Origin of the sequence: Bartonella sp. AP331QHHD, from assembly GCF_042195905.1 — a bacterium.
Classification (GTDB): Bacteria; Pseudomonadota; Alphaproteobacteria; order Rhizobiales; family Rhizobiaceae; genus Bartonella.
Genome location: NZ_JBHIPG010000060.1, coordinates 400 through 20,139 on the forward strand (window position 1 = coordinate 400; position 19,740 = coordinate 20,139).

The 19,740-nt window shown below is 39.7% G+C and carries 18 protein-coding genes and 2 pseudogenes; 3 read left to right on the forward strand and 17 right to left on the reverse strand.

Features of this window, described 5'->3' with window-relative positions; translation table 11 throughout:
* The 3 genes and pseudogenes from ACFIMS_RS07725 to ACFIMS_RS07735 all read right to left on the reverse strand — a co-directional run.
* Window positions 1-500: pseudogene (locus tag ACFIMS_RS07725) on the reverse strand (tol-pal system protein); the annotation flags it as partial.
* 52 nt (window positions 501-552) lie between these two features.
* Complete coding sequence (gene pal, locus ACFIMS_RS07730; RefSeq protein WP_375611765.1) at window positions 553-1,074, reverse strand: peptidoglycan-associated lipoprotein Pal; 522 nt, start codon at window positions 1,072-1,074, stop codon at window positions 553-555.
* Between the two features lie 201 nt (window positions 1,075-1,275).
* Window positions 1,276-1,971, reverse strand: a complete 696-nt coding sequence (locus ACFIMS_RS07735; RefSeq protein ID WP_375611764.1) for a DUF1013 domain-containing protein — start codon at window positions 1,969-1,971, stop codon at window positions 1,276-1,278.
* A 368-nt stretch (window positions 1,972-2,339) separates the two neighbouring features.
* Between ACFIMS_RS07735 and ACFIMS_RS07740 the strand changes: the two genes are divergently transcribed.
* The gene (locus ACFIMS_RS07740; protein WP_254492472.1) at window positions 2,340-3,086 is read left to right on the forward strand and encodes a YebC/PmpR family DNA-binding transcriptional regulator; all 747 of its coding nucleotides are present in this window, start codon (window positions 2,340-2,342) and stop codon (window positions 3,084-3,086) included.
* A 1,062-nt stretch (window positions 3,087-4,148) separates the two neighbouring features.
* Here ACFIMS_RS07740 and tolB read toward each other — a convergent pair.
* The 11 genes and pseudogenes from tolB to ACFIMS_RS07795 form a co-directional block, all read right to left on the reverse strand.
* Window positions 4,149-5,474 (reverse strand): Tol-Pal system beta propeller repeat protein TolB, encoded by a 1,326-nt coding sequence (gene tolB, locus ACFIMS_RS07745; RefSeq protein ID WP_375638279.1) that lies wholly within the window; start codon window positions 5,472-5,474, stop codon window positions 4,149-4,151.
* Between the two features lie 38 nt (window positions 5,475-5,512).
* Window positions 5,513-7,129, reverse strand: a complete 1,617-nt coding sequence (locus tag ACFIMS_RS07750) for a cell envelope biogenesis protein TolA (RefSeq protein ID WP_375696576.1) — start codon at window positions 7,127-7,129, stop codon at window positions 5,513-5,515.
* Window positions 7,130-7,236: 107 nt separating this feature from the next.
* Entirely contained in the window at window positions 7,237-7,689 is a 453-nt protein-coding gene (gene tolR, locus ACFIMS_RS07755; protein ID WP_375696577.1) for a protein TolR, read from the reverse strand.
* A 15-nt stretch (window positions 7,690-7,704) separates the two neighbouring features.
* Window positions 7,705-8,418 (reverse strand): protein TolQ, encoded by a 714-nt coding sequence (gene tolQ, locus ACFIMS_RS07760; protein WP_375606538.1) that lies wholly within the window; start codon window positions 8,416-8,418, stop codon window positions 7,705-7,707.
* A gap of 1,714 nt (window positions 8,419-10,132) precedes the next feature.
* Window positions 10,133-10,573: a tol-pal system-associated acyl-CoA thioesterase gene (gene ybgC, locus ACFIMS_RS07765; RefSeq protein ID WP_375611759.1), complete on the reverse strand. Its 441-nt coding sequence runs from the start codon at window positions 10,571-10,573 to the stop codon at window positions 10,133-10,135.
* Between the two features lie 217 nt (window positions 10,574-10,790).
* Complete coding sequence (ruvB, locus tag ACFIMS_RS07770; RefSeq protein WP_375611758.1) at window positions 10,791-11,885, reverse strand: Holliday junction branch migration DNA helicase RuvB; 1,095 nt, start codon at window positions 11,883-11,885, stop codon at window positions 10,791-10,793.
* Between the two features lie 13 nt (window positions 11,886-11,898).
* Window positions 11,899-12,513: a Holliday junction branch migration protein RuvA gene (gene ruvA / locus ACFIMS_RS07775; RefSeq protein ID WP_375611757.1), complete on the reverse strand. Its 615-nt coding sequence runs from the start codon at window positions 12,511-12,513 to the stop codon at window positions 11,899-11,901.
* A 13-nt stretch (window positions 12,514-12,526) separates the two neighbouring features.
* The gene (gene ruvC / locus ACFIMS_RS07780; RefSeq protein WP_375613206.1) at window positions 12,527-13,042 is read right to left on the reverse strand and encodes a crossover junction endodeoxyribonuclease RuvC; all 516 of its coding nucleotides are present in this window, start codon (window positions 13,040-13,042) and stop codon (window positions 12,527-12,529) included.
* A gap of 1,428 nt (window positions 13,043-14,470) precedes the next feature.
* Window positions 14,471-14,616: pseudogene (locus tag ACFIMS_RS07785) on the reverse strand (DUF1465 domain-containing protein); the annotation flags it as partial.
* A gap of 22 nt (window positions 14,617-14,638) precedes the next feature.
* Window positions 14,639-15,157 carry a DUF1465 family protein gene (locus ACFIMS_RS07790; RefSeq protein ID WP_375696578.1) on the reverse strand — a complete coding sequence of 173 codons (519 nt, stop codon included), beginning with the start codon at window positions 15,155-15,157 and terminating at the stop codon, window positions 14,639-14,641.
* 180 nt (window positions 15,158-15,337) lie between these two features.
* Window positions 15,338-16,480 (reverse strand): OpgC family protein, encoded by a 1,143-nt coding sequence (locus tag ACFIMS_RS07795; RefSeq protein ID WP_375674834.1) that lies wholly within the window; start codon window positions 16,478-16,480, stop codon window positions 15,338-15,340.
* A 365-nt stretch (window positions 16,481-16,845) separates the two neighbouring features.
* On the opposite strand from ACFIMS_RS07795, the gene ACFIMS_RS07800 reads away from it, so the two are divergent.
* Together ACFIMS_RS07800 and ACFIMS_RS07805 are read left to right on the forward strand one after the other, a co-directional pair.
* The gene (locus ACFIMS_RS07800; RefSeq protein WP_375696579.1) at window positions 16,846-17,508 is read left to right on the forward strand and encodes a thiamine phosphate synthase; all 663 of its coding nucleotides are present in this window, start codon (window positions 16,846-16,848) and stop codon (window positions 17,506-17,508) included.
* A gap of 308 nt (window positions 17,509-17,816) precedes the next feature.
* Entirely contained in the window at window positions 17,817-18,554 is a 738-nt protein-coding gene (locus tag ACFIMS_RS07805; RefSeq protein WP_375638276.1) for a TIR domain-containing protein, read from the forward strand.
* A 276-nt stretch (window positions 18,555-18,830) separates the two neighbouring features.
* Here the strand turns inward: ACFIMS_RS07805 and ACFIMS_RS07810 are convergent, their stop codons facing one another.
* From ACFIMS_RS07810 to ACFIMS_RS07820, 3 genes are read right to left on the reverse strand one after another with little or no spacing between them, the layout of a single operon-like run.
* Complete coding sequence (locus ACFIMS_RS07810) at window positions 18,831-19,043, reverse strand: type II toxin-antitoxin system RelE/ParE family toxin (protein WP_375696580.1); 213 nt, start codon at window positions 19,041-19,043, stop codon at window positions 18,831-18,833.
* Window positions 18,985-19,107 (reverse strand): hypothetical protein, encoded by a 123-nt coding sequence (locus ACFIMS_RS07815; protein ID WP_375696581.1) that lies wholly within the window; start codon window positions 19,105-19,107, stop codon window positions 18,985-18,987. The genes ACFIMS_RS07810 and ACFIMS_RS07815 overlap by 59 nt, the downstream gene beginning before the upstream one ends.
* An 11-nt stretch (window positions 19,108-19,118) precedes the next feature.
* Window positions 19,119-19,307 (reverse strand): antitoxin, encoded by a 189-nt coding sequence (locus tag ACFIMS_RS07820; protein ID WP_375611750.1) that lies wholly within the window; start codon window positions 19,305-19,307, stop codon window positions 19,119-19,121.
* Window positions 19,308-19,740: the final 433 nt, after the last annotated feature.

Sequence of the window (19,740 nt, forward strand, 5' to 3'; positions counted from 1 at the left end):
GCATCAGTTGCCTTATCAACAGCGTCAGTGGCTTTTTCTATCACATCAGATGCTGCTTTATCGGCTGCTTCAGGTGCTTTCTTCACTGCATCAGTTGCCTTATCAACAGCGTCAGTGGCTTTTTCTATCACATCAGATGCTGCTTTATCGGCTGCTTCAGGCGCTTCTTTAACAGCATCAACAGCCTTATCAACAGCGTCAGTGGCTTTTTCTATCACATCAGATGCTGCTTTATCGGCTGCTTCAGGCGCTTCTTTAACAGCATCAACAGCCTTATCAACAGCGTCAGTGGCTTTTTCCAACACATCAGATGCTGCTTTATCGGCTGCATCAGGTGCTTTCTTCACGTCATCAGTTGCCTTATCAACTGCATCAACTTTATCCGTATCATGTGCAGGATATTCGGAAGCCTTTCGTGCCGCACTTTGAACAAGTGAAGTAGAACAAGCTATGAAAACCCCCATATAAAAGAGTGTTTTCCAATTGATTTTACGATACATTCTTTTTTCCCCTTAAGAGCTTATTGAATAGTTGAAACAAACAATCTTCTTTTTAATGATTATTCATGTCACTCAACGTTGTCACAGCACGTCGATTTTGATTCCAACAGGAAATATCATCACATACTGCTACAGGTCTTTCTTTTCCGTAAGAAATTGTTTGAATCCGTTGTGCGGACACACCAAGAGACACCAAATAGTTTCGCACAGCAACAGCACGGCGCTGTCCAAGTGCCAAGTTATATTCACGTGTTCCCCTCTCATCAGCATGACCTTCGATCATAATAGAATAATAAGGATAATGAAGCAACCATTCTGCTTGGCGCGTTAAAATACGTTCAGCATCAGCATCAAGTGAAGAAGAATCGAGACCAAAAAACACGCGATCACCCACATTAACCGTAAATTCTTGTCCTGAGCCTGGTGACACCTGATTCAAACCAGCATCATTCATATAAGCGCCATTCATACCGTTAAGTGCACCAACATTTTTTTTGCCACACCCACCCAGGCATAGTGAGAAAAGAAAGAGGATAGCTAAGGAATGAGAGATGGTTTTTTTGGTAGAGCGCATAGTCCGTTTCTCCTTGAATTTCGTAAAGAAGGGTCAATTCTTAAAAATATTTTTAAGAATAACCGTTAATTCCTAATGAAGAAGAAATTTTTCTGTTTTTTCGTCCTCATTTTTACTTTTAAGTCTCTGCCAATTTTTCTTCTCCTCAGCCATTCCTCTAACATTTCCATAAGAAATGTTTCCCTTATGCGTCATGGCTTTTTATGCATCATCTTGATCTTGACGATTTTTTTGCAGCGCGTTCAGCTTTGCAAAAACTTTATCAGCATCAAAAGTCTTATGCAGATTTTCTTCACTCTCATTTTCCTCTAGAGCAGCGTTTTCCGTCACAGAAGCGGGAAGCAACGACCTATCTTCTTCTGCTGCAACAGGACGATTTTTCGCCGCACGCTGGAGCTCAAAATCTAAATCGATTTGCGAACACAAACCAAGTCCTACAGGATCAAGAGGAACCAAATTTGCACTATTCCAATGGGTTCTAAGGCGGATTTGTTCAATTGTCGCTTTTGTTGTCCCAATCAACCGTGCAATTTGCGCATCTTTCAACTCGGGATGGTTCGTAACCAACCATAGGATACCATTGGGACGATCTTGGCGTCGAGAAAGAGGGATATAGCGCGCCCCTTTACGTTTTTTTTCAGGAATATGCACCCTCGATTGAGAAATTTTCAATCGTGCGTTTTGATCAGCCTCCACCCGTGCAATTTCACTGCGCGTCAATTGCCCAGAACTAATCGGATCTAAACCTTTAATACCATAAGCCGCATCACCATCGGCAATAGCTTTTACTTCCAAGACATGCAATTTACAAAATTCTGCAATCTGATCAAAAGAAAGAGCTGTATTATCAACCAACCAAACAGCTGTTGCTTTGGGCATCAAAAGTTGCGTTGCCATTTTTATAAATCCTCTTCTGCGCCTCTTCTATGAGGCAGGTTACCGCCCACTCAAGAGCACTGGAACTTTTTTATATGTTTAGGTCTCTCCAACCACTCCTAAAACAAAGCGCGGCATGGAATAAACCATTTTGCTATGAGATTACATTCTGTTATAGCGTTATTTTTGCTCAACGACAAGAGATCTCTCTTGTAATGATCCTCAACTAAGGTGTCTTTACCTTTAAGATGAATTTTCTTATAAAGGGTTTATTCGATTATTTCACCTCATGCTGTGGCACATTTATTCTGGTGGGATGCATGCTTTATCGCCTTAAATTCTAAGGAGTATCCAACTGGCAAAAAAGCCCTCAAATAGGAAGGAAAACTATGGCAGGCCATTCACAATTTAAGAATATTATGCACCGTAAAGGGCGTCAAGATGCAATGCGCTCGAAAATATTTTCTAAGCTTGCGCGCGAAATTACCGTAGCAGCAAAACAAGGTGCTCCTGATCCAGCCATGAACCCACGTTTAAGGCTGGCTGTTCAAAATGCCAAAGCACAATCGATGCCGAAAGATAATATTGAACGCGCGATTAAAAAAGCGTCAGGCGCCGATGTCGAAAATTATGATGAAGTACGCTATGAGGGCTATGGACCAGGCGGCGTTGCCGTCATTGTTGAAGCTTTAACTGATAACCGCAACCGCACCGCTTCAAATGTGCGCGCCGCCTTCACAAAATCAGGAGGAGCCTTAGGGGAAACAGGATCGGTCAGTTTCATGTTTAATCGGATTGGTGAAATAATCTATAAGCCAGAAGCAGGAACAGCCGATAACATCATGGATGCAGCAATTGAAGCCGGTGCCGAAGATGTGCAATCAGAAGAAACCGGACATCATATTACCTGCGCATTTGAAGATATTGGTGAAGTTTCCAAAACACTTGAAGCAAAACTTGGTGAAGCAGAATCGATTAAAACGATTTGGAAAGCCACCACCCTTGCACCAATAGATGAAGAAAAAGCTTTGTCCGTTTTACGACTAATTTCAACATTAGAAGAAGATGATGATGTGCAAAATGTTTATGCAAATTTTGATGTCAGTGATGAGATTTTGGCAAAATTGTCTGTATAATTCCCATCATTTGCATAAGCCCTCTCTTCATGCATGAGGGCTTCAAAAGCATCTGTCACCTCTCCTCTTTATCCGCATATATAAAAGCCCCGCGTCAATAGCGGGGAAAAGCTGTCAGTGCAACAAGAAAACCGCAATTAATTTCAGAAAACATAATCCCAAAAAGAAAGCATACAAAACTCTGTAGCCTCACGCCTTTCTTACATGCCCCAAAGATTATCCCTATATTCCTCTCTATTTGATCTTTTTGTTCTTTAAGATTAACCTCCTCTCTCCGCTCTCAAGTAATTAAATGATCTAGCCTCTAAACAATTAGGGGTTTCTTGACGTATTCCTATGACGAATCACTCATAAAATTCACTTGAAACTTAAGGCTCAACAAACATACACTCCCCTAAATATTCGCTACGCACTTAAAAAACACTTAGAATATATCAAGGAGGTTTATACGCCCTATATCCCCACACCTCAAAGGGCAGTGTTTTTACAACATCACAGAATAAAAATAAGCAAATGGAAAGCCAGAGCTGATTGTTTAGCAAAGTATTGTACAAAAAGCCGGTACATCTCTCTAATCCGTTGCGGATAAATTTTTGACTTTATGGCATCGTATATTTCTAAAATAACGTCATTTATCTTAAAAATCTGTCCTTTTGCTCTTACTAATCAATCAATATTCAGATCTAAAACAACCGCGTACTTGAATAAAACACATCAGAGAGCAACAGCCCCCCTGACAAGAGGACTCTTCACAAACAAAATCGAAGAGGAAGTTTAAAAAAATATATATAGCGACACTTTGAATAAAAAGTTGAACTCTAGAGATCTTAGAATTTTCGGCTCTATTTTTTCAAGGTCTTGTTTTGAATTTTTTTAAGCATTTTCCCCCAAGGAAATTCCATTATCGATCAACAACCATAGATGATAGATGAAATCTACATAACTCCCCATACCCACTATAATCAATTCCTTCTTTTAAATAATTAAAAACTATTGAGATTGTGTAAACTTGAGACTGTATAGACTATATTCCTTCTATCTTCTGTTTTTAAGCATTTTGTTTTACTGTATATTGAGCAAAGGCGACCATGCTGGATCTGAAGCATCATTGGGGGTGGGTAATTGACGTTCATTGCGACCCGTAATATCAATCGTATAAATTTTTGGTCCCATACCGGGATTTTTGCGAAAGAACATCAGCACACGACCATTAGGGGCCCACGTTGGTCCTTCATTGTGAAACCCTGTGGTTAAAATTCGTTCTCCTTGTCCATCAGGGCGCATAACACCGATAGAAAATTGTCCGCTTAATTGTTTTGTAAAGGCGATATAGTCACCCCGTGGAGACCAAATAGGTGTTGAATAACTCCCATCGTTTGAAGAAATACGCTGAATATCACTCCCATCCGCATTCATTTTATAGATTTGCGGCTTTCCACTACGATCTGAAGAAAAGACAATTTGTTTTCCATCCGGTGAATAAGAAGCAGAAGTATCAATAGCAGAAGTTGTTGTAAGTCGCGTCATCGTACGGGTTCGTAAATCCATAGTGTAAAGATTGGCACTCCCATCATTTTGTAACAAACTCATGATAACTTTTTGTCCATCAGAAGAAAAACGCGGAGCAATTGTCATGTTATTAAACGTTCCGATCAACTCTCTTTGCCCCATTTCAATTTGTTGGAGATAAACATGAGGTACTTGATTGTCCTCGTAAGCCATATAGGTCAATTCTTGTCTTTTTGGTGAAAACCGCGGTGTAAGCACCAATTCACTTCCATCAGACATATAAATCAAATTTGCTCCATCTTGATCCATCATTGCTAAACGTTTAATGCGTGCATTTTGAGGACCTGTTTCATCGATAAAAACAATTCGTGTATCAAAATAACCACTTTCTCCTGTCATCTCACTATAGATCTCATCTGCGATCATATGTGCCACACGCCGCCAACGTTCTGTCGCAGTATAAAAACGCCGTCCTTTCAATTGTCTTTGTCCAAACACATCCCATAAACGAAAATCGACCCTCAAACGTCCATCGATTTCTCTCATGACTTGCCCAGTAACTAAACCTTGCGCTTTTATTTTCTGCCAAGAAGCAAAATGTGGTTGTTTATTAGGATTAGAAATGTTTTCAAAAAAATTTGCTTTATCAAGCGGTAAAAACAGCCCCGACCGTTCGAGATCGGCTGTCACCACAGCAGATATTTTCAACCCAATCGAATCATTGGAAATAAAGTCTGTAATTGCAATGGGAATGGGATTAAAATCAGCGCTCGAAATAGTTCCTTTCAATTGCGCATAACCCGATGAAATACTTGAAAGCCACACCCCACAAGTGACAATAAACCAAGCAAAAACTTTATGTCTCGTTATAGTCATCATGGAATGTGTCCTTTCGTTAAGCGCTTTTTTCTCGTTTATCATCTTATTTCTTGGAGGGGATCAACATTAAAGTCAAAACCTTGCCCCCATAGATCATATTGATCACGTGGGAGATCTGCATAAGGTTGGCATGAAAAGACAGCAGCATACACCTGCCTTATCATAATAGCTTGTTGACTCTCAAGGCCGCTTACGGGATCAATGATAGGATCGCCCACAACCATCCCTTCACGGTCTAAATAAAATCGCAACCGCACGACCGGACGATTTTTTAAATCGCCGCCAAGCGCCACAAGTTTAAGCTTCTGTTGAATACATCCCCCCACAATATTGACCAATGTTTGTGCCATTTTTGTGGTATCATTAATATTTTTTCTTGCACCCAAAGCTTCTGGTGTATGAGAACGTTTTGCTCCCCCTCCTTGTGACCGCGCACGATTGAGCAAATTATTTTCCTCCAGAGCTAAAATATCTTCAATGGTCTGTTTCTCTTGGTTTTTCTTGTTAAGCTTTGGCGTCTTTTGATTCAATGCAGCCTCATTCTTCTTTGGAAATTCTCCGTCAAACTTTGGTTTAAACTGTGGAAGAAGAGATTTTTCTGGAAGTACAATTTTGGGCGCTTGATGAACAATCTGCTCTGCTGGTACTTTTGGGACCGTTGGAGCCAATTCTTTTGGCGATATCATTTCTTCATTTTTGTGCGCAGGCTTGAGCGCAACCTTAGAGGCATCCTCCGGTGCCTCCAAAGGCGTCTCAGGTGCAGCCTTGGGCGCATCCTCCGGTGCCTCCAAAGGCGTCTCAGGTGCAGCCTTGGGCGCATCCTCCGGTAGTGCCTCCAAAGGCATCTCAGGTGCAGCCTTGGGCGCACCCTCCGGTGGTGCCTCCAAAGGCATCTCAGGTGCAGCCTTGGGCGCATCCTCCGGTGCCTCCAAAGGCGTCTCAGGTGCAGCCTTGGGCGCATCCTCCGGTAGTGCCTCCAAAGGCATCTCAGGTGCAGCCTTGGGCGCACCCTCCGGTGGTGCCTCCAAAGGCATCTCAGGTGCAACCTTGGGCGCATCCTCTGGTGCCTCCAAAGGCATCTCAGGTGCAGCCTTGGGCGCACCCTCCGGTGGTGCCTCCAAAGGCATCTCAGGTGCAGCCTTGGGCGCATCCTCCGGTGGTGCCTCCAAAGGCATCTCAGGTGCAGCCTTGGGCGCATCCTCCGGTGCCTCCAAAGGCATCTCAGGTGCAACCTTGGGTGCATCCTCTGTTTTTGCTTCTAATAATTCTGGTTTTGTAAGTTCTGGTGCAAATGTTTCTGACGTGTTCTCGCTTGATGGTGGCGATGCTGTTTCAACGGGACGCAGCTTTTCCTCTGGTTGAAACGGTGCAAGACTATCTATTTGTCCCTCTCCAATATGGCGTGCATCTTCTTTCTCTTGTGGTTGCATAGTTGGTTTGACGGCAGGGATTGCACGGATAGGAGCCTTCACGGCTCCTTGTTGAGAGGAAAACTCGTCCACCAAAGGAGCAAGAGTGATGGGAATTGCTTCCAACGGTTGTGGTAAAGAGACAGAGTTTGTAAACTGAACGGCTCCCCAACTGAGAAAAATGACATGGACCACAAGGGATAAAGCCAAGCCTCGTTTCATACTATGATAGGAGTCTTTGTTCATTCTTTATGCCTTACTTATGCCTTACATTTTTTCATTTTTAATCACTCTATGCTCTTTTAAAAACATCTTAAAAACAACCGGTTATGCACAATTTTATTACTTATTATTTATTGTGCTAAACTTGCTAACGCAACTTGAGAAAACCCCGCTTTTTGAATATCCGCCAGCAGTTTTAATACTTGCTGATATTCAACAGTTTTAGCAACCCGCACAAAAACCCGTTGATCTTTTTGTGTAGCATCTGCTTCCAGAAGAGTTTTCAGGTGTGCAATCAGGGCCTGTGACGTTTCATAGTAATCTTGATTAATGGCAAAGCGCCCTTGCGCGTCAAGTGAAACCGTAAGAGGTGTTTTTTGAGCTCGTACGGAACCCGCTTGACTACGAGGCAAATCTAGAGGAACACCGTTCACTAAAAGGGGGGCAGAGACCATAAAAATAATCAACAAGACCAGCATAACATCCACAAAAGGAGTGACATTGATCTCACTCATCAGTTGGCTTCGTGAATGATGCCGCCTACGTGTATTTTTGCGAGAAGAAGAAGCAACAGAAAAACCCATGGGATAAGATCCTTTTTATAAAGAGGAAGGTGCTGTGCGTGTTTCATCAATACGCCGCGATACAATTGTTGAAAATTCATCGGCAAAATTTTCTATTTGTGCAATGATGCGCGCACTTTCATGAGTCAACTTGTTATAAGCAATAACAGCTGGAATTGCTGCAAACAAACCAATAGCGGTTGCCAAAAGCGCTTCTGCAATCCCTGGCGCGACAATGGCAAGTGATGTATTTTGAGAAGCTGAAATAGAAAGAAAAGACTCCATAATACCAATAACTGTTCCAAAAAGTCCGATAAAAGGTCCCGCAGATCCCAGTGTCGCAAGAAAACTTAATTTTGATTCTATTTTTTCACTTTCACGTCCCAGCGTCAAATCCATAGCCTTATCAATTCTGCTCTGCAAACTTTTCGATGTATGGGTCCCTTTTTCAAGAGATTTTTTCCATTCAACCATTGCTGCCATAAAAACTGCGGATATACTATTGGTACGTTGACTTTTGCATGATGCATAAAGATCTTCTAGCGCTTTGCCAGACCAAAATGTACGTTCAAACTGCTTTATTTCACGCCGTATTCTCCGATACGTAAAAATTTTATCAAAAATAATTGCCCAACTCCAGATGGAAGCGAGCAGCAACCCAATCATAACACCTTTCACGATCCAACTCGCTTGCATAAACAAATGCAACATTCCAATTGTTTCCGGATTTGTTAGTTCACCATGCGGCATAATTTTTGTCCCTCTAAATGAAAGATGCATTTTTAAAATTTATAAAACAGATTATTTTATAGTTTCTAAATTTAAGTAAAGACTCTAGTCTCACATAAATCCATGCGCTAAAACAAGACTTGTTTCTTAAATTTCCTTAAAAAGTTATGACGAGAGACATCCCTCAATGCACACCCCCCTCATTTCACAACAGCATTTATGAAAAATATAACGATAAGGATTTCTCCATAAATGCTATAAAAATAAAAGACATAAAAATGCATGATATAAAATCTATTATGCACCACCATCTTTACGCTTATGAAAAGAACGCTAAATCATCATACGCGTTTTAAGCTTAAAATACAGCGATAAGTCTTAGCACTTGAAAAGATTCATAAGAAGCATTTTATTCCTTTCTTAAGTATTTTTGTATCCACTCACCAACTCCGCTTGTGACATGTAAGAAAATGTTTTTGATTAATTCGCGGCAATAGAGCTTGAAAAGAAAAAATTTTACAAGTTTCAGAATTATCTGAAAGTGACAACGCAATGAATTATCATTGTAAATAAATATGTTATCATCATAAAAGATGACGCTTTGCCTCAGGCTATTATTTCTCTCATTTTCCATCGAATTGAATACGGGGTACACCATCGGGCACAAAAAACGATACTAAACCACCCTACCACACCTCACAACAATGCGCCTCCCCCATGCACCCCCCTATTATAAGTCCTATATAATCTAGTGTAAGTCTCATGTAATCTCATTGTGTTGTGAATTAGCCCCTTTCAATGCCTATCATCTCTCTGGCACCATGGTATAACGTACAAGCTTCCGTGACATGAAAAAAGCCTTTTCACGTCTTTACTTCATGAAAACCAGCTTCTTCGCTCTCTTTGCTCACTTGCGATATTTGATCATTATTGCATTGAAAATGATACATAAGGAACATTTTTACAATTTTTTCAATGATTTTTATTGCTCTCTTATGATGCGTAAGCAAATGATTTTAATTGTTTCAACATGAACAGATTTGAAATGTAAAGTATTTTATTCTATTCCTCTATTAGGGTTTGTACCCGTGAGAAGTGATAATTTATCTTTCTAAGTCAATATATTATATAATAATATGTTTTTGAAACTTTAAATCAAGAATGCATTTCTGCTTTGTATACATTGATCTCTCACTCATTTACTACGCTTAGAAGCGCACATAAAGTTATGCATTATGGATGAAACACGTGCTCTTGTGATGCCAAATGACAGTCCAGTAAAAAAACAAATCAAATTGCTTAAAAAAAACCTTTAAGTATTTTGAGACAATTTTCGACCTAATGGCTTATTATCACTTTATTGCAATATTGCGCTGGGTATGTGCATTTTTATAAAAATAAATCTTAATCCATTTTTATTTCTTTTTTTGTACTTTTTCGCTGCTTTCCGATGCCAACAAACCTTTCTTCAAAAGAAAGAAAATATCTTGAGTTTATAGAAGAAAATGGATGATATGACATTGTTTTTGAATCATAACATGGATGAGGTGTGTTTAATTTTGTGGGATATCATCTTCAATTTATTGTAGTTATTGTAGCAAAGGTGCTTTCTTTTGCTGTATCGTGTAACCTTGTTAGAAAACATCTAGGCTATGATAAATGTATAGTCTTAGATTATAGATTACTTTATATCTGCTGATCTCTCCTGAAACTGCTAATTCAATGAATAACACTTTTAACCAAGCATTTTTGCAAAAAGTTCTTTGGGTAAACGTCGCGGTTTTGCCTCCTCATTAATCAGAGCAATTTCAACTTTGGCTGTTACCAACGTAGTCATCTCATGCAAAATAGATTGCTCCATAAAAAAGCGGGCCCCTTGGATATGAGTAACACGTGTTTTAACGACTAAAAGATGATCAATTTTAGCGGGTCTTGAAAAATTAATTTCCATATGACGAACAACAAAAAACAGTTTTTCCCCCTCACCCCCTGCTGCTAACATCTTATTATTAAAACCGGTATCGCGTAAAAACTCTGAACGTCCTCGTTCAAAAAACTCAAGATAACGCGCATGATAAACTACACCGGAAAAATCTGTATCCGCAACATAAACGCGGACCTGAAAATTATGAAAAGCGTTTGTATGATTGCTCTTAAAAGGTGTTATTTCTGTCATCGACTTCATATCCCATAAAATCATCTAATATAGCAAATTATCTATCAATCAAAAGATTGAACACATTTTTGTGTTGAAGTTGTGAAAAGCAAAAGCAAAAAATCTTTAATAGTGCCAAACCTTTTTAGCCAGAATATGCTAAAAGAAGGCACGTCTCTTGTATTTTATGACCTTGCTATAAAATATTCACATAGTTTCTTTTAACAAAGAGAATGCCTTAGTCATCTTCCCCATCCCATAAAGATGTCTGAAGTGATGAATTGTCTTGAGCATCAGAAAGTTGAGAACGCCTTTGTATAGACGTTGTAGAGGCTGGAGCAGAAAGCCCTAAATGGCTCCAAGCCTTTTCAGTTAGAATGCGTCCACGAGCGGTTCTTTGAATAAAACCTTGTTGAAGCAAATACGGTTCAACAATATCTTCAATGGCATCGCGTGGTTCTGATAAAGCAGCAGCAATTGTTTCAATCCCCACCGGCCCCCCTAAAAAAGTTTCCGCAATCAGGAGCAAGTAGCGGCGGTCAAGCGGATCAAGCCCAAGATGATCAACCTCAAGGCGCGAAAGGGCTTCATCGGCGATTTTTTGGTCAATTTGTTTTGCTTGTTTAACTAAAGCAAAATCACAAACGCGCCGTAAAAGCCGTCCGGCAATACGAGGGGTTCCCCGTGCTCGGCGTGCAATTTCATGAGCACCATCATCACTGATCTTGACGGAAAAAAGTCGTGCATTACGCTGCACAATATATTCCAATTCTTCTATCGTATAAAAATTGAGACGAATTGGGATGCCAAAACGGTCTCGTAGAGGTGTGGTTAAAAGCCCCAAACGTGTGGTTGCCGCTACCAAAGTAAATTTAGCCAGATCAATTTTCACCGAGCGTGCGGCCGGCCCCTCCCCAATGATCAAATCAAGTTGATAATCTTCCATTGCTGGGTACAGAATTTCTTCAATCGCCGGATTTAAGCGATGAATTTCATCAATAAACAAGACATCACGTTCTTCGAGATTGGTCAAGAGAGCGGCTAAATCTCCTGCTTTAGCGATGACCGGCCCTGAAGTAGAGCGAAAATTAACGCCTAATTCTTTTGCCATAATCTGTGAAAGCGTTGTTTTTCCCAACCCCGGTGGCCCTACAAACAAAACGTGATCCAGCGCTTCTTGCCGCGTTTTTGCTGCTTCAATAAATATTTTTAAATTAGCCCGCGCCGCTTCTTGACCAATAAAGTCATCGAGAACTTGTGGCCTCAAGGAACGATCTGGATCGTTAGGAAGGGGGGCGGAACCCAGAAGGCGTTTATCTTCATCTTTATGCATTGTTACCTTGATTTTAAGTAGGAGAAGAAAGCAATTTGAGACTATGGCGGATCAGCAGGGCAGAAGAAACAGTTTCCCCCTCAAGAGCGTTCATCGCAAGAGCAAGAGCACGAGATGCATGCTCCCGTTCAAACCCTAGCTTCATCAACGCGGAAAGCGCATCATGCGCAGGTTGATTGGTCATCTCACGCTGAGAAACCGAAACAGTCTTGACCGCTTGTTCAAAGGGGAGTGTTTTACTTTTCAGTTCACCCACAATTCTTTCACTGACTTTTTTACCAACGCCCGGCGCTCGACTAATCATCGCAACATCGTTTAAAGCAATAGCCTGTGCAAGTTCATCTGGCGATAAAGTACCCAAGATTGCCAAAGCAACCTTTGCCCCTACTCCAGGAACATTTTGTAGAAGACAAAACCACTCCTGTTCAGCTCTTGTAGCAAAACCAAAAAGGCGGATTGCGTCTTCCCGAACATGCGTTTCAATAAAAAGGCTTAACGCCTCCCCAACAGAGGGTAAAGAAGGACGCAGCCGATTTGACACAAAAACAACATACCCCACACCGTGAACATCAAGAAGGATATGATCATCAAAGATATGTTCAAGAGTGCCCTTTAATTTGCCAATCATGCTTCCACCCCACTCATATCGCCATCCTTGCCTGATAAGATCGGTCAATACTGTTACGGTGCATACTATGACAAAGAGCAAGAGCAAGAGCATCAGCCGCATCACTGCTATCAAATTCAGCCCGTGGGAGGAGAACTTTGACCATCATATGGATTTGTTCTTTAGCCCCATGTCCAACCCCAATAACTGATTTTTTCACTTTGTTGGGCGCATATTCAAAAACAGGAAGATTTGCTTGCGCAGGAACCAGCAGTGCAATTGCACGCGCTTGGCCAAGTTTTAAAGTTGCTGTAGCATCTTTGTTGACAAATACATGTTCTACAGCGGCTTCATGGGGCATAAATTGATGCACAACCTCTGAAAGACCTTTGTGGATCTGACATAGTCTGGAAGCCAGCTCACACTGTACATCAGAAGAAACCGTCCCTGCTGCAATAAACTGAAGACGATTACCCGCAACATCGATAACGCCCCACCCTGTACGCCGTAATCCGGGATCAATGCCTATAATACGAATCGTCTCTGCCATAAACTACAGTCTATACACTTTTCCCCCCTGTGAATAAAGATGTGAATAAAGACAAGACCACAAAGAAACCAGCAACCCAAGACAAAACCAGTAAAAAGATAATCATATCCCCCAAATTTATACAATTATAACACACAACGAACAGCATCTTTATGGAATACACTTTATGAAGCATAACTGAAATCAATCAAAACCATTCACACATCACAAGCAAGCACCTTATCAAGCACCCTCTAAAGCATAAAAATTCCCTTTCTGTATCATTTCCAATGCCATAATGGTTAAACATCGCAAACGAGCAAATAGATCAGTGCTGGATTGCACATTCATAAGTATAAAGAGGCTATGCAATGGATAGTATACACTTTACGGAAACTTTTTACATTATAGCATGACGCTACCACAATAACTCAACACATTGATTTACAAAGATAATTAATTATTTTGTATGTTGCATAAGAATCCCGAATATCCTAAGATTTTCTCATTACAAATCTGTTTATATTGAAGCAATCAAAACCATTCTCTTACATATGAAACGTGGGATTGCCGTATAGAGTGAAACTGTACAAGAAAGGACTAAAAATGCCTCTAATAAATTGACTCAAGTTCCAAGAGCTTGTCGCAACATTGGGGACTGGCAAAGATGATGATCGTGCCGGCTTTTTCCTTTGCAAGCGTAAAAATGAGAGAGGCTCAACGAATGTGAATAAGAACTGAGAGGTGTTTTTGAGTATACTCATCACACCACAATGACATTGCATATAGAGGGACATTGCATGGGGGCACAGGGAACCCATGGGGCATTCATTATATGGCACTTTATTTTGGATATTTTACTTTACGCGAGGGAAAATACCTTCCATTCAAAACAAAAGAAGCCCAAAAACTGTAACAATGTGTATCATCCTCATTAACACACACTTTACAGCAGCTTTATAGGCATAAATTATAGAGCATAAATAAATTGATGTACAAGCCCCTACTCTATCTTAGAGCCAGATCATTATCATAACCAAAACAAAATCACACGATAGATCAACAGAAAGTGTTCCAGCTGCAATCAACCAAAGTCGATTTCCATAAGACCAACCATACTCCATCCCATGCCATATTCGAAATCAATACTTATACACCCCCTCTAAGCTATAAGCTCAAGATATTTCTACGCCAAATAGAAATTAGGCAGAAAAAAACACTCTAGATTAGTTTTAATTGTGAAATTTCGGTTGTAAAAAAAAAATGGGTATACTGCTCTAAATATCGTAAGAAAGAAGCAAGGCGCTATTCTTCTCAAAACACCCCCAAAAGCTGTTTTCAGTAATTCGATTTATTTTCCCACTAGATTATCATCGCTTAAACGTACAGCCGCCGCTTATTGACCAAAGCGCTTAAACTACAGCAGCATCTCTAAATGAAAAAAATGCACGCTTCTAAACGTAATGAATGAGAACAAATGGACGGAAAGTTTCTGGCAATTCATGCCAATGAGGGGTTTCAAGTTCCAATGTCGGTGTATGAAGTGACACTTTTACAATTTCTTTTTTTATTTGTTCTGATGACATTTCCCCTTCGCACAAAGCAAGGGGAGTCCCTCTAAGAACGCCCAAAGGCTGTTTTGAGCAATTCGATTTGTTTTCCCACTGGATTATCATCTTCTAAATCACAGGAGGCCGCAGTTTCCCACCCAGCACGCATATAGGTTATGCGTGCTTCTAAACGCAATGAATGAGAAACAAATTGGCGAAAAGTTTCTGGCAGTTCTTGCCAATGAGGGGTTTCAAGTTCCAATGTCGGTGTATGAAGAGATACTTTTACAATTTCTTTTTTTATTTGTTCTGATGACATTTCCCCTTCACGCTCTGCGCGAAGAAGAAGGAGTTGAGAAGCGATTTGCATAAGTCGTGTACTTAAATACATAGCCTCTTTCGCATAAACTGCAGAAACCTCTGCCGAAAGAGAGCGTGCTACTAATTTCCCTTCTGAGTCAATATACGCTGCGGTTTTTTCAATCAGCGCCATTGTTTCTTCATAGAGACGATTAAAAGCATTTTCAAAAGCATTATGCTCAATCATGATAATAGGTTCATCATATGGACGTTTATGTACACTCACGCTTTTATACTCCAAGTATCAGCACAAAATCACACCCCTTAACGAATAGAGTATTAAAAAGTTTCTTTTGTTGCTGTATAGAACGCTTTTTTTTTAAACTGCTACCTCTTTTAATTTTTTTGCGCAACGCACTTTTTATACTAAGGTTAACGTGCCCAATAAACACTACAGGAATATTTTTTATAAACGGATCATTTTCCTTGAAAAGGACCACTGCCAAGATTGCCGTTTTTCACAATAATAAGCGACTCCAAATTGCAAAGCAATACCCGTTATTATTAAGAGGGTATCGGAAAAAAACGTTTCTGTCATCACTGTTTTTATAATTTGTCCAAACATCGCAAAAATGGTTCCCGTTACAAAGACCGGTAAACTATGTTTTCCTAAAATTGCTAAAGGATGTTTTGGAGAGACATAAAACCATTTATTGATGCGCGGCAAAGAAAGAATGAGAAAGGCTAATGCAAGAACATGGAGTAAACGTGGCAAGCTTAAAAAGGTTTTATTAAAGTTCAACAATGGGGAAGACCAGCCAAGCCACCCCAAAATGCCCCACCAATTTAAGCGAACCCATAACAGCGCCAACAAGAGATACGCTGCCGCACAAACAATCCAAAAAGACTGAAAAGCGATTTTTTTTCCTTGTTTAAGCGCTAAAGTACTGGTCAATCCTATGACAAATAAGAATTGCCAAGACAAAGGATTTAAAAACCACTTTCCCTTTAAAGGATAAGAAGGAGGAGCAATTTTATAAAATCCGCAGATAAGATACAGTGTAAAGGAGCCCAAAAGCAGCCATTTTGTCTGCTTACAACTCAAATAAAGGATAAAAGGCGCAAAAAACATCAAAACGATATAAAGAGGAAGAATATTATTATATCCCAATTGATGCCCAAAGCTTAAGGTACTCAAAAATGCGATACCAGGCTCTTTAAAAAAGAGTCCCACATTGTTCATCGATAAAAGTTTTTCTGTTCGCCATAATAAAAAGGCAGCAAAAAAAAGACTTAACGTGACAAAAGTCGTAAAAAGATATGCCCCATAGAGCTGCAGAGCTCTGTACCAAAGTTTTCGGATAATAAAAGCAAAGGATTTTTGCTGTAACCGTCCATGAAAGCTTAACCCAAGAGCAATCCCTGAAAGCAAAACAAACACTTCTGCACAATCAGAAAAACCGAAATTTCTATGAGTAAAAGACTCATAGATCGTTCTGGGAATATGGTTGATGAAAATCGTCAATAAGGCCAAAGAACGAAAAACGTCAATGCGTGTATCACGATGAGAAGGTTGAGTATTATGCTCAAGAATACCTTGGTACTTCATCAGTGGACTCCCACACGTTGCACCCCCCTTGAAGTCCCATAAAAATGGTGCTTACCCTTATTGCCAACAAGCATGAACAGGATGAAATTTTAATTTTTAAGAGTCAAGTTTCATTTTAAGCGTTTATTTTTTTAAAAGCAAAAGTTTTTTAAAGGCAAAAGAACGAAAAGCGTCCATACGTGTATCACAGCGAAAAGGTAACATATTATGCTTAAAAACACTCTCATTTCTCATAAACAGGCTTCCACACACCCACAAATCCTTTAAATTACGTGAAAATGGTGGTCACTTTCATCGCAAATAAGCATAATAGAATGAAACTTTAATTTTTAAGCGTTATTTTTTCTAAGAAACAGGGATTTGACATGACACAACAAAAAAATAAACCAATTGATCCACCTCTTTTCCCTCAGTTGATTTTAACACTTGATGTTCGGCGCAACACCCCACACACATTTTTGCAGCAAATTTTGCAAACAAAGTCTTTTGCATGCGTCATCCTCTATGATTCTGAAAGGTTGAAAGATGATGGCTCTTTTTTACAACAACAAGCGCAAACTTACGCAGAAGATATTCAACATCATGACGCAGCCCTTCTCATCGCTGATGACAGCCGCATTGCTGGGCGCATAAAGGCTGATGGATTACACATAGAAGATGATCTTAACGCTCTTGAAAGCTTCAAAAATCAGCAAAAGGAACAAAAAATCATAGGCTTTGGCAATCTACGCAATCGCCATAGTGCTATGCTTGCAGCGGAAACAGGTGTTGATTACCTGTTCTTTGGAAAACTCGGGGCTGATAAAAAACCCCAAGCGCACCCCCGCAATCTCCAGTTAGCAACATGGTGGGCAGAAATTATGCAAACCCCCGCCATTATCCAAGCAGGAAGCGATTTTTCAACCTTTGATGAAGTCTTAAAGACTGGATGTGAATTCATTGCTGTAGAAGAAGTGATTTTTGGGAACGACAACCCCTTAATACTGCTTAAAACAATGCAAGAAAAATGTGAGAAAACCCCCTTGTAATATAGGAGGAGAATTTATAAATAAAGTGTTAATAAAAATCCAAATACTCACCACTATATTACTTATATAGAACACACAATAACAGATAAAGAGAATACCTCGAAACTCAATAAAATTGCTTAATAATTCAATCAAATTGATAAAAAACTAGCGTCTTTTTTCATATAATATATAGAAAAAAGGATCATAGAAACTTTCTCGTTCAATGTCTTATAAAGACAAAGCATTGTGATTAGGGAAAATGGTCATTTTCAATATTGGTACTGAATACCAATAGCTGACGATACAAATATGCAGGGGACATAAAAATGCAATATAGCGGAACACTTGAAGATCTTAAAAACATAATTCGCAAAGCTGGATATCAAATCAAAGAAACTAAACCTCTATCACATCCATCCCCTGAAGGATATCAGATCAAAACCTCCGAAGGAGGCACTACTAATTGGTTTAAAAGCACAGGAAAACTTCAAGTTCAAGGCAGCGCAAACATAAAACAAAAGTTAATAGAAGATTTAGCAAAGCATATAGAAGAAACATCAACGATTCCTTCCTCAAAAACTGCCTCCAATCCTTCAAATAAAAAAATTTTTATCGTTCATGGTCATGATTGTTATGCCTTAACGGAGCTTGAAAATGTTCTTCTCAAGCTTGGTCTCGAACCATATATCTTACAAAACACGAGTGGTAATGGTTTACCCATCATTCAAACTTTGAAAAAAGAAATTTGTGACAGTTCTATAAGTTTTGGTATTGTACTCCTCACGCATGATGACATGGGTTATGCTATATCTCAAGGTGCAGAAAAAATTCAACCCCGTGCACGACAAAACGTTATTTTCGAAATGGGCATGTTAGCTGCCGCACTTCCTCTTGAGAGGATTGCTATTCTACAAAAAGAAGGCATTGAAATGCTTTCAGATGTTGGTGGAGTTTACTACCTTTCTTTTAAAGAACACGTAAACGAAACATTTCCCAAACTTATTAAGCGCTTACAAAAAGCTGATTTCTCTTTTAATACAGATACAATTCATGCATTAAAGTAAATTTGAATAATGCTTATGTTTATTTTTTAAAGCGCACGCCCAAAACCACAAGGCACCCCACCACATTCCACAGACACACATCCTATAGCACAGAGAAACGATCACCCCCCCTTCTTCAAACAGCAAGCGATTGTGCAAATTTTAATGAAGAGACCGCGTGTAAATTCATTACCATAGAAGAAATCATTTTAATCCCTTTGATAAACACGGAGGCTGTTGTCATGATTTTGGTAATTGTTCCAGAGAGATTTAAGAAGCAGATAGCCTCTCATTAGATTAAAGAAAAATAGGAAATTCACGTCGGGCATGTACTACAGCTACAATTTCGATTTGATGTGCAGCTACTCGATACAATATAAGGTAATTTGGATGTGCTACAATTTCTCGTAATCCTAATACCTTCTCACTCTGTCTGTATAAATATGGATGTTCAGCCAATGGCAGTACGGATGCTTCCAAAAACCTTTTCATTCGGCGCGCGCGCAGCAGATGGATTTTCGCGAGCAATATAGGTAACATCTGACGCAAATTGTCGCGCGCCGAAGACAACCAAAACCGGAAGCATCACTTGTCCTGTTCAGCTTCAAGCTGACTGATTATAACTTCCATTTCAGCCATAACCTCATCATGCGGAATAGGAGGATATGGATTTGCAAGACTGCTCGCTACCTTATCGCGCAGCCATGCAGTGTAGCTGCTTTCCTGTTCAACGGTTTCGAACTCTGAAATTAGCGGAGAAAGGGTGGTCTTCATAATATATGTCCTTTCTATTCCTGAATATTGGAGATAATTACTCTTGTCTATGTTGTTAATATTAGCGAATTGAAAATGTTTAACTTTTAAGCGTCCAAAGTTCTTTTGATCTTAAAACTTAAGGCTTTTTAACCCTCTCAAAAAACACGAGGGCTAATGTCATGATTTTGACAATCATTCCAGAGAGATTTAAGAGGAAGATAGCCTCTCATTAAAAAACAAATTTTGTAAGTAAAAAACTATTTTTATTGTAAATTTCCTGAAATTACTTTATGAATTAAAAGATGTTTTGGTCGAATACGCAACGACCAAAAGGGGCCTTGAAAACCCTAAGTTCTAGCGTAAAGATGAACCCACTTTGTGGGTATCCCGGAATTCCGGGAGTTTTTGCTATGTCCAGGTGCTTTAAGCACTAAAAGCAAAAAGGCTGACT

Coding starts and splice junctions, on each gene's coding strand:
- ACFIMS_RS07740 (WP_254492472.1), top strand. CDS start 2,340: ATGGCAGGCCATTCACAATTTAAGAATATTATGCACCGTAAAGGGCGT.
- pal (WP_375611765.1), bottom strand. CDS start 1,074: ATGCGCTCTACCAAAAAAACCATCTCTCATTCCTTAGCTATCCTCTTT.
- ACFIMS_RS07800 (WP_375696579.1), top strand. CDS start 16,846: ATGACACAACAAAAAAATAAACCAATTGATCCACCTCTTTTCCCTCAG.
- ACFIMS_RS07795 (WP_375674834.1), bottom strand. CDS start 16,480: ATGAAGTACCAAGGTATTCTTGAGCATAATACTCAACCTTCTCATCGT.
- ACFIMS_RS07805 (WP_375638276.1), top strand. CDS start 17,817: ATGCAATATAGCGGAACACTTGAAGATCTTAAAAACATAATTCGCAAA.
- ACFIMS_RS07750 (WP_375696576.1), bottom strand. CDS start 7,129: ATGAACAAAGACTCCTATCATAGTATGAAACGAGGCTTGGCTTTATCC.
- ruvB (WP_375611758.1), bottom strand. CDS start 11,885: ATGCATAAAGATGAAGATAAACGCCTTCTGGGTTCCGCCCCCCTTCCT.
- tolQ (WP_375606538.1), bottom strand. CDS start 8,418: ATGCCGCATGGTGAACTAACAAATCCGGAAACAATTGGAATGTTGCAT.
- ruvC (WP_375613206.1), bottom strand. CDS start 13,042: ATGGCAGAGACGATTCGTATTATAGGCATTGATCCCGGATTACGGCGT.
- ACFIMS_RS07820 (WP_375611750.1), bottom strand. CDS start 19,307: ATGAAGACCACCCTTTCTCCGCTAATTTCAGAGTTCGAAACCGTTGAA.
- ybgC (WP_375611759.1), bottom strand. CDS start 10,573: ATGACAGAAATAACACCTTTTAAGAGCAATCATACAAACGCTTTTCAT.
- ruvA (WP_375611757.1), bottom strand. CDS start 12,513: ATGATTGGCAAATTAAAGGGCACTCTTGAACATATCTTTGATGATCAT.
- tolR (WP_375696577.1), bottom strand. CDS start 7,689: ATGGGTTTTTCTGTTGCTTCTTCTTCTCGCAAAAATACACGTAGGCGG.
- tolB (WP_375638279.1), bottom strand. CDS start 5,474: ATGATGACTATAACGAGACATAAAGTTTTTGCTTGGTTTATTGTCACT.
- ACFIMS_RS07735 (WP_375611764.1), bottom strand. CDS start 1,971: ATGGCAACGCAACTTTTGATGCCCAAAGCAACAGCTGTTTGGTTGGTT.